At 61.5% G+C, this 13,062-nt stretch carries 12 protein-coding genes; 6 read left to right on the top strand and 6 right to left on the bottom strand.

Going from position 1 to position 13,062, the window contains the following annotated elements; translation table 11 throughout:
* Window positions 1–17 precede the first annotated feature (17 nt).
* Window positions 18–827 carry a ParA family protein gene (locus ACILSR_RS28800; RefSeq protein ID WP_395753278.1) on the top strand — a complete coding sequence of 270 codons (810 nt, stop codon included), beginning with the start codon at window positions 18–20 and terminating at the stop codon, window positions 825–827.
* A 64-nt stretch (window positions 828–891) separates the two neighbouring features.
* Window positions 892–1,980, top strand: a complete 1,089-nt coding sequence (locus ACILSR_RS28795) for a PA0069 family radical SAM protein (protein WP_395753277.1) — start codon at window positions 892–894, stop codon at window positions 1,978–1,980.
* A gap of 237 nt (window positions 1,981–2,217) precedes the next feature.
* Here ACILSR_RS28795 and ACILSR_RS28790 read toward each other — a convergent pair whose 3' ends face one another.
* Entirely contained in the window at window positions 2,218–2,961 is a 744-nt protein-coding gene (locus tag ACILSR_RS28790) for a dienelactone hydrolase family protein (RefSeq protein WP_395753276.1), read from the bottom strand.
* Window positions 2,962–2,998: 37 nt separating this feature from the next.
* Complete coding sequence (locus ACILSR_RS28785; protein WP_395753275.1) at window positions 2,999–3,847, bottom strand: cyclase family protein; 849 nt, start codon at window positions 3,845–3,847, stop codon at window positions 2,999–3,001.
* 115 nt (window positions 3,848–3,962) lie between these two features.
* On the opposite strand from ACILSR_RS28785, the gene ACILSR_RS28780 reads away from it, so the two are divergent.
* Window positions 3,963–4,838, top strand: coding sequence for an ADP-ribosylglycohydrolase family protein (locus ACILSR_RS28780; RefSeq protein ID WP_395753274.1), 876 nt, complete (start codon window positions 3,963–3,965; stop codon window positions 4,836–4,838).
* Between the two features lie 240 nt (window positions 4,839–5,078).
* On the top strand, window positions 5,079–5,786 hold the full coding sequence (locus tag ACILSR_RS28775) for a transposase (protein WP_395753273.1): 708 nt from the start codon (window positions 5,079–5,081) through the stop codon (window positions 5,784–5,786).
* Between the two features lie 157 nt (window positions 5,787–5,943).
* On the opposite strand, the gene ACILSR_RS28770 is transcribed toward ACILSR_RS28775, so the two are convergent.
* From ACILSR_RS28770 to ACILSR_RS28755, 4 genes are all read right to left on the bottom strand, one after another.
* Window positions 5,944–6,408 (bottom strand): CYTH domain-containing protein, encoded by a 465-nt coding sequence (locus ACILSR_RS28770; RefSeq protein WP_395753272.1) that lies wholly within the window; start codon window positions 6,406–6,408, stop codon window positions 5,944–5,946.
* Window positions 6,409–6,462: 54 nt separating this feature from the next.
* Window positions 6,463–8,526: a hypothetical protein gene (locus ACILSR_RS28765; RefSeq protein ID WP_395753271.1), complete on the bottom strand. Its 2,064-nt coding sequence runs from the start codon at window positions 8,524–8,526 to the stop codon at window positions 6,463–6,465.
* 223 nt (window positions 8,527–8,749) lie between these two features.
* The gene (locus ACILSR_RS28760) at window positions 8,750–9,805 is read right to left on the bottom strand and encodes an ROK family protein (RefSeq protein WP_395753270.1); all 1,056 of its coding nucleotides are present in this window, start codon (window positions 9,803–9,805) and stop codon (window positions 8,750–8,752) included.
* A gap of 126 nt (window positions 9,806–9,931) precedes the next feature.
* The gene (locus ACILSR_RS28755) at window positions 9,932–10,948 is read right to left on the bottom strand and encodes a serine hydrolase domain-containing protein (protein ID WP_395753269.1); all 1,017 of its coding nucleotides are present in this window, start codon (window positions 10,946–10,948) and stop codon (window positions 9,932–9,934) included.
* Window positions 10,949–11,367: 419 nt separating this feature from the next.
* Here ACILSR_RS28755 and ACILSR_RS28750 point away from each other — a divergent pair, with 419 nt between their 5' ends.
* Together ACILSR_RS28750 and ACILSR_RS28745 are read left to right on the top strand one after the other, a co-directional pair.
* A complete protein-coding gene (locus tag ACILSR_RS28750; protein ID WP_395753268.1) occupies window positions 11,368–12,582 on the top strand; it encodes an alpha-hydroxy acid oxidase in 1,215 nt (404 codons plus the stop codon).
* 96 nt (window positions 12,583–12,678) lie between these two features.
* Window positions 12,679–12,909, top strand: a complete 231-nt coding sequence (locus ACILSR_RS28745; protein WP_395753267.1) for an addiction module protein — start codon at window positions 12,679–12,681, stop codon at window positions 12,907–12,909.
* Window positions 12,910–13,062: the final 153 nt, after the last annotated feature.

Raw genomic sequence — 13,062 nt, 5'->3', positions numbered from 1 at the left:
TCCAGCGCCAAGTACCTATGAGGATTGTCGCCATTTCCAACCAGAAAGGCGGTGTCGGTAAAACGACCACCGCTTTGAATCTCGCCGCGTGCCTCACCCAGCGCGGGGTGCGGGTGTTGCTGGTCGATCTCGACCCTCAGGCAAACGCCACCAGCGGACTCGGGCTGGCCCAGGAGGACGGAGGCAGCCTTTATTCCGCCTTGGTGGACGGCACGGATCCCCGCCTGGCCATCCGCAGTACCCGCCTGCCTAATCTCTCCATCATCCGCTCCCACCAGGAGCTGGCGGGCTGTGAAATCGAACTGGCCCAGTCTGGCAATCACCTGGCTCGTCTCAAGGAGGTGCTGGCCCCACTGCGTGATTCCGGCCACTTTGACTACGCCATTCTGGACACCCCGCCCTCCCTCGGCGTGCTCATGACTGGCGCCCTGGCGGCAGCAGACGAGCTGCTGGTGCCCATCCAGTGCGAGTATTTCGGTCTCGAAGGTCTTTCGAAAATCGTCAACGTCGTGCAGCAGATCCGTGACTGCGGGGCCAACCCGAACCTCCTGCTGGAGGGTATCGTCATGACCATGTACGACAGCCGCGCCAATCTGGCGAACCAGGTGGTGAACGATGTGCGCAACTACTTTGCCGAGACCTGCTACCAGACCCTGATCCCACGCACCGTACGCCTCGGCGAGGCCCCCAGCTTCGGCAAGAGCATCATCGAGTACGAGCCCTCCGGTCGCGGAGCACAGGCCTATCGCGCGCTGGCAGATGAGTTTCTGGCACGCCGTGCAGCGGTGGGCGGGGCGGCAGTTGCAGCTGCTCCGGCGGCGGCGTGATCCGTTTTCAAAGATCCTGCAGGCACCGCTTGCCTTCGCACCTCGCGAAGCGTAAAAACGGCACATGCCTGTTCATTCGCACAGCGATGGAAACCACACCCCACCGGGCGTGAAAGGCATCCATGGCCGTGGGGCCGGTCACAATCCGGACCAGCGCTTTGCCGAGCTGCATGTGGACTACGAGCCCGGCGAAGCACCGGATAGAGTCGCCACGAAGTTCCTGCGCGATCACTCTTCCAGCATCATCGCCCGGCACAGCAGCCCTGACCTGCCCTTTGAGGCCAGCCTGAACCCCTACCGTGGCTGCGAACACGGATGCGCCTACTGCTACGCCCGGCCCACGCACGAATACCTCGGCTTCTCCGCCGGCGTGGACTTTGAGTCCCGCATCATGGTCAAGGAGAACGCCCCTGCCCTGCTGCGCGCTGAACTGCTCAAACCTAGCTACAAACCGGTGACGCTGTCCCTGAGCGGCGTCACGGACTGCTACCAGCCCATCGAGAAGAAGCTGCGCATCACCCGTGGCTGCCTGGAGGTGTTGGCCGAGTGCCGGCATCCGGTGGTGCTGATAACGAAAAATCACCTCATCACACGGGACGTGGAACTGCTGGCAGAACTGGCGCGGCATCACGCCACGGCGGTTTACATCTCCATAACCACGCTGGACTCCGAGCTGGCCCGCAAGCTGGAGCCCCGCGCCTCCTCGCCCAAGATGCGCCTCGAAGCCATCCGCCTGCTGCATGAGGCGGGCATTCCCGTGGGCGTGTCCACTGCACCGATCATCCCCGGCCTGAACGATTCCGAAATCCCCGCCCTCATCGAGGCCGCCCGTAGCGCCGGGGCGCAATTCGCCGGCTATACCGTGGTGCGCCTGCCATTTGCCGTGAAAGACGTCTTCCGCGCCTGGCTGGACCAGCACTTCCCCGGCATGCGGGACAAGATCCTCAGCCGCATCGAGGAGACCCAGGGGAAAACGATGTCTCACGGCGAATTCGGCAAACGCCTCAAAGGCATCGGTGTCTGGTCCGAGCAAACGGCGGCGCTCTTCAAGGTCTCCCTCAAGCGAGCCGGAATGCTGCACCGGCGGCCGGAGGTGACAGCAGAGGCCTTCCGCAGGCCTAAAGATCCCGGCGGGCAGATGGAGCTGTTTTGAGCCGGGGCGTGCCGCAGCCTTGGAATTTTCCAACGGTGTTTGTGTTCGATGGACTATGATTGTTACTGCGGTGGGGCCGGGTTCACAGGGTCATTGCAGGTTCACGGCTAGGTTCAGCAGTTGGGTTCACCGTTGGTCAGGTTCAGGGTCAAAATCCGTTTTGACCCTGGTTTGACCCTGTGACCCTACGGGGTCAAAATCCATTTTGAACCCGGTTTGACCCGGTGAACCTTGAGCCTACTCGCCCAGGCAGCGGCGGAAAAAGTCCACCGTCATGCCCAGCGCCTGGCGGGCCAGCTCGGCATCGTAGCGCAGGCCTTCATCGCGCAGGAAGGCGTGGGCGGCATTGAACTCATGCCAGGTGAACTTCACCCCCGCCGATGTGAGGGTCTGGTAGATCATGGCACGGCCTTCGGCGGGCACGTGGGGGTCTTGACGGCCAAAGACGAGCATGAGCTCGCCCTTGATGTCGGCGGCACGCGCAAGTGAGTCGTCGTTCATGCCTGCGCCGAGGCTGCGCTTGTGCAGGTCGGTGGGGTAAAAGCAGGCGGCGGCGGAGACATCCGGCTGCAAGGCCGCGCGATAGGTCAAGTGGCCGCCGATGCAGGGACCGAAGGACCCAAGACGGCCCGTGCAGTCCGGGTGCGCCTTCAGGTAGTCGAGCACGGCGCGGTTGTCTGAATCGTAAGCCGCCACGGCCTTCTCGATCTTGAGCTTGTTGCCCACATCGGAACCGGCCTGATCGTAAGCCAGCACAGTGCCAGCGGGCAGGTATTCATGGTAGATCTCCGGCAGCACGACGATGAAGCCATGCCCGGCCAGAAAGGCGGCGGTGCGGCAGATCGGCCCTGTGTTTTGGAAGATTTCGGAATGGAACAGCAGCCCAGGAAAGCGCCCCTCCCCTGCCGGACGCAGCACCAGTGCGCGCATGGGTCCGGTGGGGGTGGAAAGCTCGATGGTTTCGGGTTCGCGTAGTGTCATGAGGGGGGATTTTGAGGGAAGAGATGAGCGTGGGTGATTACGAAGCTCGTGGCACCCAGGCGACGATGCGCAAGGGGCCGCCACTGCCTTCTTTGATCTTCATGGGCAGCGCGATGATGTAAAGTCCGGTAGCGGGGAGCTGGCTCATGTCTCCTACGTTTTCAAAGGCGGGGATGTTTTTTTCCAGCAGGATGCGGTGGCTCTCAAAGAGCGTGGACTGACCACGGTCGATGCTGGCGGTGTCGAGGCCGATGGCCTTGATGGAGCGCTGTGCCACCAGCCAGCGTGCCGCATCCGGATGCAGTCCGGGAAAATGGAGCTGGGGCACGGCCTCCGCGCCACGCTGCTCGGTACCGAGGTAGGTCTTCGGGTCTGGCCAGCGTGCAGCAAAGCCGGTGCGCAGAAGGACGATGGCGTCCTTCGGCAGCGGGCCGTGCGCTTTCTCCCAGGCTTCGAAATCTGCCACGCTCACCTGATAGTCGGCATCGGCGGCAGCTTTGGCGGTGACGTCCACCACCACCGCAGCGCCGAGCAGCTGATCGATGGGAAGCTGATCCACGGTCTTCCCTTTCTCCGCAAAGTGAATGGGAGCATCGATGTGCGTGCCGCCGTGCTCGGAGGCGCGGTAGCGATTCGCGGCATAGAAATAGCCCTTGGGCGTCATGGCACGGGATTCCACCTCCAGCTGAAAGCGCTGCGCCGTGGGCCAGTAGAGCGTGTCCGCGGCAAACTCATGCGTGAGGTCGATCCAGGTGCCGCCTGCCGCAAAGGGCACGAGAGGCACGACAGGCCTGGTGGCAGGCGCGGCGCCAGCTCCGGCCAGATTGAACAGCCAGCCGAGAGAGACGACGCACAGAAGACCGAGAGGAACGAAGAGCGCTTTCATATGATCCAGTTCTAATCAGCATTGGCGCGATTTCCAACAGGGCTTTCGCCTGCATGAAGGCTCGGAGTCCAGACCGGTTCTTGCCAGCAGGCGCGGCAGGCGCTAGGTGCGCGGCATGACTCCCGATTTTTCCTCCCGCCTTGCCGGCATGCTGCAGGGCAGCTTCATCGCCGAAGCCATCTCGCTGGGCGTGCATTGGATTTATGATCCCGAGGTGATCATGAAAAAGCATGGCCGCGTCTCCGGCTATCTGGCTCCGGGAGCAGACTCCTACCATCCGCGCAAGAAGGCGGGAGCGCAGGGGCATGTGGGAGACCAGGCACTGCGGCTGCTGGCTTTCCTCCAGCGTGAGCGGCGCTGGGATGCCACGGCGTTCCTTGCCGACTGGCAGGCCATGTGGCCAACGTATGACGACTACGTGGACAAGGCCACCAAAGCCACGCAGGCGAATCTTCAGGCCGGTGCCACCGCAGGCACCAGCGGCTCCGCTTCCGATGAACTCGCGGGACCCGCGCGCATCGCGCCGCTCATGGCGTTCTTTGCAGAAAGGCTCGAGTCTGAGGCCGTCGCGGCGGCGATCGAGCAGACGGTGCTCACGCATCGCTCGCCTGCGGCGATTGAGTGCGCAGAGTTTCTGGCACGCGCCACACATCGGCTGCTGCACGGCGGTGAACTGCAAAGCGTCATCCGGGAAACCGCGCCCGCGTGGGCGCTGCAAGCCGCGGAGGCCGCACCGGCGATGGATGCCATCGGCAAGCTTGGCCGCGCCTGCCCCATCCCGCAGGCATTGCCCGCCACTCTCTGGCTCCTGCGCCATCACGGCAATGACTTCTCCAAAGCCAGCATCGAAAACGCCATGGCCGGCGGCGACAACTGCGCCCGCGCGCTTGCCCTGGGCATGCTGCTCGGCGCGTCTCTGGGCCTCGAAGCCATCCCCTCCGCGTGGCGCGAGGGACTGCTCGCAAAGGAGCAGGTGGGGCGCGGACTTTAGTCCGCAGAATTCCGCCGAAGCCCTGTATTCTTACTGTGGCCGTAGTTTCCTAGAAACCGAGAATCAGCGTGTTTGCGGCGCTACGCGTGCAACAACACCCGCCGTGCGCAATCGACCTTCTGCGGACTAAAGTCCGCGCTCCTCAGAGGGCAGCGTGTTTGCGGCGCTACGCGTGCAACAACACCCGCCGTGCACAATCGACCTTCTGCGGACTAAAGTCCGCGCTCCGATTCTACTTGCATGCCTCATTGGCTTTCGCTTTTTTCAGGCATCATGAGCGAGTCACCTCATTCTCGTCGCACAGCTCCGCCGTATCGACCGGAGATGATGCGGGTGGTCGAGCAGCAGCGTGAAGTGTCACCAGAGCTGGAGCGTGAAGAGAAGATTCAAGGCTTCTACGGGTGGCATGAGCGTGGCTATCTGCCCCATCGCGATGAGCCGGGACTGACTCAGTTTGTGACTTTCCGCCTGGCCGACAGCTTGCCTGCGGCACAGCAGGACGAATGGGAAAAACTGCTAAAAATTGAAGATGACCGGGAGCGTCGCATTCAGCTCGAAGCCTGGCTCGACCTTGGGCATGGAACCTGCCACCTGAAAGACAGCCGAGTCGCTGAAATCGTTGCCAGTGCAATGAAGAAGTTTGATGGCACGCGCTATCGCCTGCATGCCTGGACGGTCATGCCCAATCACGTGCACGTGCTGTTCGAAACTTTTGAAGTGCCCATGCGAAAGATCCTGCAACAATGGAAAGGTTCAACCGCACGTGTTGCGAATACTTTGCTGGGGCTTCAAAGTGCGTTCTGGCAAGGCGACTATTGGGATACCTTCATGCGAGATGCGGACCATCAGGATCGGACGATCCGCTACATCAGAAACAATCCCGTGAAGGCAGGCCTGGCATCTGATTGGAAGGCATGGCCCTGGACCTATGTGCACGAAGACCAATAGCCCCAGGGGCGCGGACTTCAGTCCGCAGAATTCCGCCGAAGGCCTGTGCTCTTAGCATGCTGCGGTTTGTATAAGCCGAGGATCAGTGAGCTTGCCGTGCTACGCGTGCCCCCCGCCGTGCATGAGCGACCTTCTGCGGACTAAAGTCCGCGCTCCTTCACCACTGGCTGTAAGGCACCGCGCAGAGATTCGAATTCGTGTATCGCAAATCGTGACTCACTTCCTCGCCGATCCATTCCGGCAGCTCAAAGGGCGTGTCTTCCGCGGGCAGTTCGATCTCCGCTACCACGAGGCCTTCATTCGCGCCGTGAAACACATCCACTTCCCACAGCATGCCCGCGTGCATGACTTCGTGGCGTGTCTTGTCGATCAGCGGCTGATGGCAGAGCAGCAGCAGATCCTGCGCATGCTGGAGAGCGATGGGGAATTCGATCTCCATGCGCGAGATGCCGGTGCGGCGGCTCTTCACGGTCATGAAAGCTTCATCGCCGCCAAGGCGCACGCGCACGGTGCGGTCGGGATCGCGGGAGAGATAACCCTGCGCCATGCGGCGGCCCGGCCCGGTGGGCTGCCACTGGGCGGGCTGCTTGAGGAGGTATTTGCGTTCGATCTCGGTGGCCATGAAGCGACATGCAGAGGAGCGGTCTGAGGTCAATGCGCAGGCAGGCGTTCCTCATCAGGCCGGGCGATGCGCATGCGGCCCGGTCATTTTCACGCGGCCATGGATGCGCCTGCGCAGCTTCTCGGCAAAGGTGTTTTCACGCGCGGTATTGATGTAGCGCTTCCAGACGTAGGAGAGGTCAAACAGCAGCACGCCCAGCCACCACAGGTACAGAAACGCCGCAGCCCCCATGGACGCCTTCAGCAGCGAAGCCTCTGGAGACTTGAGCAGAGACATCACGCTCAAAGCCACGGTGCCGCCGCCAAAAATCATCTGAACGCGCAGCCCCCACACGGGAGATTTGCCAAAGTGTTTCAAAGTGAAGTCGAGCAGAAGCGTCAGGAGGCTGGCGAGAACTCCCGCCAGAAGGACCCACGTAAATCCAGCCCAGTTCATGCCGATAAAGGAGCTCTGTTTGTAGAACGTCCCGGCAAGGACGCCCACGCACAAACCCGTGTACACCATGGGCCAGCCGAAGAGCGCATTGGGGATGCCTGCGATGCGGGCGGAACGGGTAAAAATCGTCACCGCCAGCATCATCGCAGCGCCCCCCACCACGCCTGCCAGACTGCCGGCCCAGCGCACGAGCCCCGCCGAGGCAAAGGGCCAGACGAAGCCTGGATTCGCATGAGTGCCTGGAGAAAGAGACTGATGCAGGATGAACACGGCCACTAGGTGCAGCGCCGCAACGATCGCAAACGGCCACACAGGGCTGGTTTTGCCATACCAGGTGTCCTGCGGCACGATTTTGGAAGTCCTGCCAAAGACGGCACTGTCGCGAATGTGCTCAAACAGCTGTGAGTCGCCAAAGTAGTCCACGTGCGCCTTCCCGGCCAGGATGTAGCGGCGAAAGCCAAAGTCGTCATGCTGCGTGAACTCAAACGCCTGGCAGCCCCAGAGCAGCAGTTTCTCGCGTGCGGTGTCCAGGTCAAAGCCCACGGGGTCCGCCTTGTCATAGTAGTTTCTCCAGCGGATTTTATGCCCGGCTGGCACGTGCCATTTTTGGTGCTGCTCATGCAGGGCTTGGCGAAAGACCTCGGAAGCAGCCGAGCAGACGTCGCACTCATCCTTGCAGGCGGCACAGCCACTGCGGGTTTTCGTGCACTTCTCCTTTGCTTCGTCGAATGCATTCATGGCGGCGCGCGCCTTTTCTTCGCCATCGGAAAGCCTGCCCCACATCTCCGGCCAGAGGAGCAGGTGTTTGTCGATGGGGGAGCCGAAGGTCGTCAGGCTGCGCACACGCGAAATCCATCCGGCGCAATCTTTGAAGGGTTCTTTGAACGGATCTTCGCTCAGCACCGCTTTGTTCATCGCCGTGAGCAAGGTAAAAAAGGTCAGCACCGTGCCCTCGCTGTGTGCCACGAAATGCAGATTTGCGCGTGGGCACTTTGCGGCCAGATAGGCGACGCGGACGGCGAACCGCTTGATGATCTCCTCCCTCACATAACGGAAGTCCGCCACCTGCTGCACATCTCCCAGGTATTGGGCCATGATATTGCCCAGATCAAAGGTGAACATGCCCGCTTTATCGGTCAGGAAAAAGAGGTTCTGCAGGATCTTCATCGACTCCGCCACTTCTTCGAGCACGGTCGCCCCCAGCGTGAGTTCAGGGCCGCTGAAGCCATTTTCCAGGTCATTGCGCTGCCGCAGCCGGTCCACCACGCTGCCCGCCCACTGCGGTGAGTATTCCAGACGGTGAGCATCGCGCTCAGCCACGCGCGGCATGTCAGCCCAGTAAATCTCCGCAAAGCCCAGCTTCCCCAGTTCGGCCAGGGTGGGCGTCTGGTTATTTTCCTTCTGCTTCTTAACTTCGCCCTCCAGGGGCGCGTAGCTGATGACATCATCACATTCCGGCTGGTGCGTCTTCTCCCCTTCCCACAGGCCCTGCGGAAGCCGGATGGCCTGCTTCAGAAAGGGATCCTTCACATACGTCTCCGCAAAGAGCGAGGCCACCGTATGCGTCATGTCGTTGCGGAACTGGTCACCCATGCCATGCACGCTGATGATCAGGTCGGTGCATTCTTCCGCACCCTTCCGATGAAAGACCTTCTGAAATTTAAAGCCGGAAATATCGTTCATGCTTCTGATTTAATCAAAAGAACGAACTCGTCCATCAATATTGCCTAACCCGATCATTGATGGCTTCGGCTACCGATGCCGCTACCACCGGCAGATCACGGCAACTTCCCACCCCAGAGATTTGAGATAAACATGCGGCGGCCCGGCCCGGTGGGCTGCCACTGGGCGGGCTGCTTGAGGAGGTACTTGCGCCCGATCTCGGCGGCAATTCAAGATTCGTGCTTCAGGCCTTGGAGGAATAGAGCGCCACGAGGGCGGCACCGATGGACTGAGAAAGCTCTCCGAGCGTGGCGGGCACGATCTGAAGTTCAGCGCGCTGTTTGGGGAAAAGATAGGGCTGGGCTGCGGCACGGATGCCGCCGAGGTAGCGCTCGCGGAATTCGGGCGTGGTGCTGTCCGGATCCACAAGGCCGCCGCCGATGACGACGATGCCGGGATCGAGCGCCATGCAGAGATTCGCCACATGGATGCCAAGCGCGCGGGCCTGGATGTCGAAGATCTTCAGCGCGAGAGGATCGCCCTTCTGCGCACGTCCGCGCAGGGAGAAGCCTTTGCTTCGTGGCGTTTCATCGCTGGTGGCCAGCTCGTGTTCAGGATGCTTCGGCAGGAAGAACTCCAGAAACTGCGTCAGACCGGAGATAGTGGAGTAGGCCTCGATGCAGCCCCAGTCGCGACCGCAGCCGCAGCGGAACGGCGGCACTTCATCCAGACCGTGGCCCAGCAAATGACGCGGGATGGGCATGTGGCCGCCCTCCATACCAGCGAGGTGATCCCCGCTCAGCGGCAGACCATTCGCATCAATGTAAGCCGCGCCAAGGCCGGAGCCGGGAGCCAGGAGCAGCACAGTGGCCTTGGTAGCACCACGCACGCGTGCGGCCTCGCCCACGCCGCCGAAGTCGCCATCATTTCCGGCGTAGAGCGGGATCTCGCGACCTGCGGCCTTGGCGATGGCTGCGGAGTAGTCGGCGTGAAAATTCCAGCCGGTGAAACTGTCTGGCAGGTTGGAGGATTTCTCCAGCACCCCGTAGCGCTGGTAGGGGCCGGGCAGCGCCAGCCCCGCGGCGGCCACGCGATCCCAGGAGAGACCATGATCCTTCAGGAACCCTTCCGCGCCTTCCACCCACCCCGCCACCACGGCGGCGGTGCCAGCCTGGGAATTCGTCGAGCTCTGACGCAGATGCGTGGAGATCGGCTCACCATTGGCATACACGCCGCCGGTCTTGGAAGTGGTGGCGCCGGAGTCGGTGCCGAGGAAAATGTCGCGAGTATCAGATGCCATATTGGGGGCCGTGAACTTGGAGAGCGAAAGGCCGGTGGTCGAGCAGAATGCGTGGGGATGAAACGGGAAGTCCTGGATAGGCAAAGGGCTGATTTTGATGATACGGACTGCACTTCACGCCCTCGATCACCACCCACAGGTCACCACAATCTCCCGCAGCAGCTCCCCCAGCATTCCTGAGTCGTCGTTGGAATTGATCAGGATCGCGACGCCCTGGGCCTTGTGAGCGTAGCCCAAAACAAACGCATCATAGCCCTCATTGCGTCCGCTTTGGGAGAACACCAGAGAGTCCCCCGTGCCATCGAGGACGAGGCCCAGACCATAGGGATTCATCTGCACGGTCAGCATCTGCCTCGCCATGGCCTGGGTGATCACGCTGGTCGATTCGCCGGCGTAGGCCCTACGCACGCCCGTGACAAAGCGCGCCAAGTCAGAAGCGGTGGTCCACAATCCGGCGGCGGCGGTTTCGGGATAGACGTGCCAGCGCCCCTTCACCGGCGTGCCGTCTCCATAGTGACCCGTCGCCGCCTGCGCTGCGCGGCTCTCAGTCAGCGGCTGTTCCCAGGTGCTGCTTTTCATTCCCAGCGGCTCGAGCACCGCTTCTCTCATGAATGAAGCAAAGGGCTTTGCGGTGGTGTCTTGCATCATCTGCTGCAGCACGCAGTAGCCTCCACCGGAATACTTCCACTGTGTGCCCGGCACGCTTTCCACGCGGACCGCTGCGGAGTTGGCAGGCTTCGCCCCCTCCAGCACCTGCCTGAGATTGGGCACAGGCGCACCTGCCTCATACCCGTCAAAGCCGTGCACGCTCAAACCGGCGCTGTGGCTGAGGATGCCCCGCAGCGTGACCTTCTTTTCCTGCGTGTGCTCATTCTCCGGCACCTTCCACTCTTTCAGCACCGTGTTCACATCCGCATCCAGAGACAGCACCTTCTGCTCGACCAGCCGCAACGCCCCGAGTGCCGCCAAGGACTTGCTGATGGATGCCGCCTGAAACAGCGTCTCCGTCGTCACTGGCATGCGGCTGTTTTTGTCCGCCACACCATAGCCCTTCGCCTTGACAATTTTGCCATCGTGAAGGATCGCCAGAGACAATCCGGCGACGTTTGCTTTGCTCATCAAGGCTTCAATGAGAGTGTCCATCTTGTCTATCGGTTGAGGGCTGTCAGCGGCGTGGAGGTGGAAGAGGGCCAACCAGCCAAGGACCAACGAAATGACAGCGGCGCGTGATTGCATGACTCGCTTTCTTTTACCCGAAGGCCCCGCAGGCGGCAAGAAGGTCCTGCCAGGTAACTCAGTGCGGAAACATGCGGGGATGTAGCGCGGTATTCCGATACCGCGACGGTGCCTACTCGGTATCGGAATACCGAGCTACAACTCCCGAGCCCCACGCCGTGAGCAGGTTTCCTGGCGTGAGCGACCAAAGAGTTCATCTTCCTTCCACAGTCAAACCCGCCTTGAGTTCAGGTCCTCTGCGGTTGCGATACCATGCGAACTGCACCCGTGGGATGTGATTGACAGCCCGTCCCGACCAGACGACTGGCAGCGACTCTTTCCTCCCTATGGTCACACACCAGCACGGCCGTCGTCGCTTTTTGCAGATGCTTGCGAGCAGTCCGGCTCTCACGGGCGGCATCGGCCTCGGCAGCCTTTTGGGTGCAAGCTCCCATGCCGAAGAGGAGCTCATCACCGCAGCGGACCAGGCGGTGAACGTGCTCGAATTTGAAGCCGTGGCGCGCAAGAACCTGCCGCCCTGGCACTACGCCTACCTCGCCACCGGCGTCACCGATGACTCCACGCTGCAGGCCAATCGCGATGCCTTTGGCCGCTATCAGTTGCACACACGGCGGCTCGTGGATGTGGCAAAAGTGGACATGTCCGTGAAGCTCTTCGGCGAAGTGTGGGAGACGCCCATCATGCTCTCTCCCGTGGGCAGCCAGCGCGCGTTTCATCCCGAGGCGGAGCTGGCTACCGCTCGCGCGGCATCGGCACAGAAGCACAACTTCATCTGCTCAACCCACTCCTCGACTGCCATCGAAGAAGTGAACAAGGTCATGGAGCGCCCGGCGTGGTTTCAGCTTTACCCCACCGATGACTGGAACGTGACCCGCGCCGTGGTGAAGCGCGCCGAAAAAGCCGGATGCCCCGTCATGGTGCTCACCGTCGATTCCCAAAACGGCGCCCTGCGGGACACCCTTTTTAAGGTGCGCCGCTCCGCTCCGGTGAAATGCACGGACTGCCACATCGGCGGCTTCACCTACAACGCCGTCGCCAGCCGCAGGCCCATGTTTGCCGGGCTCGATCTCTCCAAGGTCACCACGCAGCTCCCACTGAACATGACCTGGGACGTTCTTCCACGTCTCAAAGAGCTCACGTCCATGAAGCTCCTCATCAAAGGCATCGTCACAAAAGAGGATGCCGCACTCGCGCTGCAGCAAGGCGTGGACGGCATCATCGTCTCCAACCACGGTGGCCGCAGCGAGGACAGCAAACGCGCCAGCATCGACTGCCTCCCCGACGTCATCGCCGCCGTGAACGGCAAGGTGCCCGTGCTCGTGGATGGCGGCTTCCGCCGTGGCACCGATTTTTTCAAAGCCCTCGCCATGGGCGCCAGCGCTGTGTGCATCGGCCGCCCCTACCTCTGGGCGCTTGCGGCGTTCGGGCAGCTGGGTGTGGAGACGGTGCTCACATTGCTGCGCAAGGAATTGCAGATTGATATGAGGCAGGCGGGTGCGGCTTCGATTGGGCAGATTACGCGGGAGTTTTTGGTGAGGTAGCAGAGACTGCGTTCCGTCGGCAGGAATCCGAGGTAGCCCTAGATGTGGACACTTCCAGCTTGGCATCTCCAAAGCGAGCCGTTAACATCCCACACCATGGCTACCCGAGAAATCTTTGAGCAAGCCGTTCGCCTGTCTCCCGAAGAGCGCCGTTTTCTTGCGGAAATCATCTGGGAAACGGTCGATGCCGATTTGCCTGCGCAGTGGGACAACGATTCGACCATTGTAGCAGAAATTGAAAGCCGCTACGAAGCCTTCAAATCCGGCCGCGAGCCGGGACTAAGCCACGATGAGGTTTTTGCCACAGCCAAGGCGCTCGTGGGATGAAGGTGGTCTATTCAACCCGGATACCGAAGTTAAGCAGCGTTTTTGAGATCTGTGTCTGGAGAGGGCAATTGGTCGGGAGGCTGCTTCGGCGAAGTTCGTTTTTGCCACTCCAATATTTTATCCATCAAGGGTTTGTGCTTCTCGCTGCCTCCC

This window comes from Prosthecobacter sp., assembly GCF_044222565.1.
Classification (GTDB): Bacteria; Verrucomicrobiota; Verrucomicrobiia; order Verrucomicrobiales; family Verrucomicrobiaceae; genus Prosthecobacter.
Note: the sequence above shows the minus strand (reverse complement) of the source record. Positions and strands in the feature narration are given on the sequence as shown.

What these genes read in the sequence shown, in the direction of transcription:
- ACILSR_RS28765 (WP_395753271.1), bottom strand. Translation starts at nt 8,526, where the DNA reads ATGAACGATATTTCCGGCTTTAAATTTCAGAAGGTCTTTCATCGGAAG.
- ACILSR_RS28775 (WP_395753273.1), top strand. Translation starts at nt 5,079, where the DNA reads ATGCCTCATTGGCTTTCGCTTTTTTCAGGCATCATGAGCGAGTCACCT.
- ACILSR_RS28760 (WP_395753270.1), bottom strand. Translation starts at nt 9,805, where the DNA reads ATGGCATCTGATACTCGCGACATTTTCCTCGGCACCGACTCCGGCGCC.
- ACILSR_RS28755 (WP_395753269.1), bottom strand. Translation starts at nt 10,948, where the DNA reads ATGGACACTCTCATTGAAGCCTTGATGAGCAAAGCAAACGTCGCCGGA.
- ACILSR_RS28800 (WP_395753278.1), top strand. Translation starts at nt 18, where the DNA reads ATGAGGATTGTCGCCATTTCCAACCAGAAAGGCGGTGTCGGTAAAACG.
- ACILSR_RS28745 (WP_395753267.1), top strand. Translation starts at nt 12,679, where the DNA reads ATGGCTACCCGAGAAATCTTTGAGCAAGCCGTTCGCCTGTCTCCCGAA.
- ACILSR_RS28770 (WP_395753272.1), bottom strand. Translation starts at nt 6,408, where the DNA reads ATGGCCACCGAGATCGAACGCAAATACCTCCTCAAGCAGCCCGCCCAG.
- ACILSR_RS28780 (WP_395753274.1), top strand. Translation starts at nt 3,963, where the DNA reads ATGACTCCCGATTTTTCCTCCCGCCTTGCCGGCATGCTGCAGGGCAGC.
- ACILSR_RS28785 (WP_395753275.1), bottom strand. Translation starts at nt 3,847, where the DNA reads ATGAAAGCGCTCTTCGTTCCTCTCGGTCTTCTGTGCGTCGTCTCTCTC.
- ACILSR_RS28750 (WP_395753268.1), top strand. Translation starts at nt 11,368, where the DNA reads ATGGTCACACACCAGCACGGCCGTCGTCGCTTTTTGCAGATGCTTGCG.
- ACILSR_RS28795 (WP_395753277.1), top strand. Translation starts at nt 892, where the DNA reads ATGCCTGTTCATTCGCACAGCGATGGAAACCACACCCCACCGGGCGTG.
- ACILSR_RS28790 (WP_395753276.1), bottom strand. Translation starts at nt 2,961, where the DNA reads ATGACACTACGCGAACCCGAAACCATCGAGCTTTCCACCCCCACCGGA.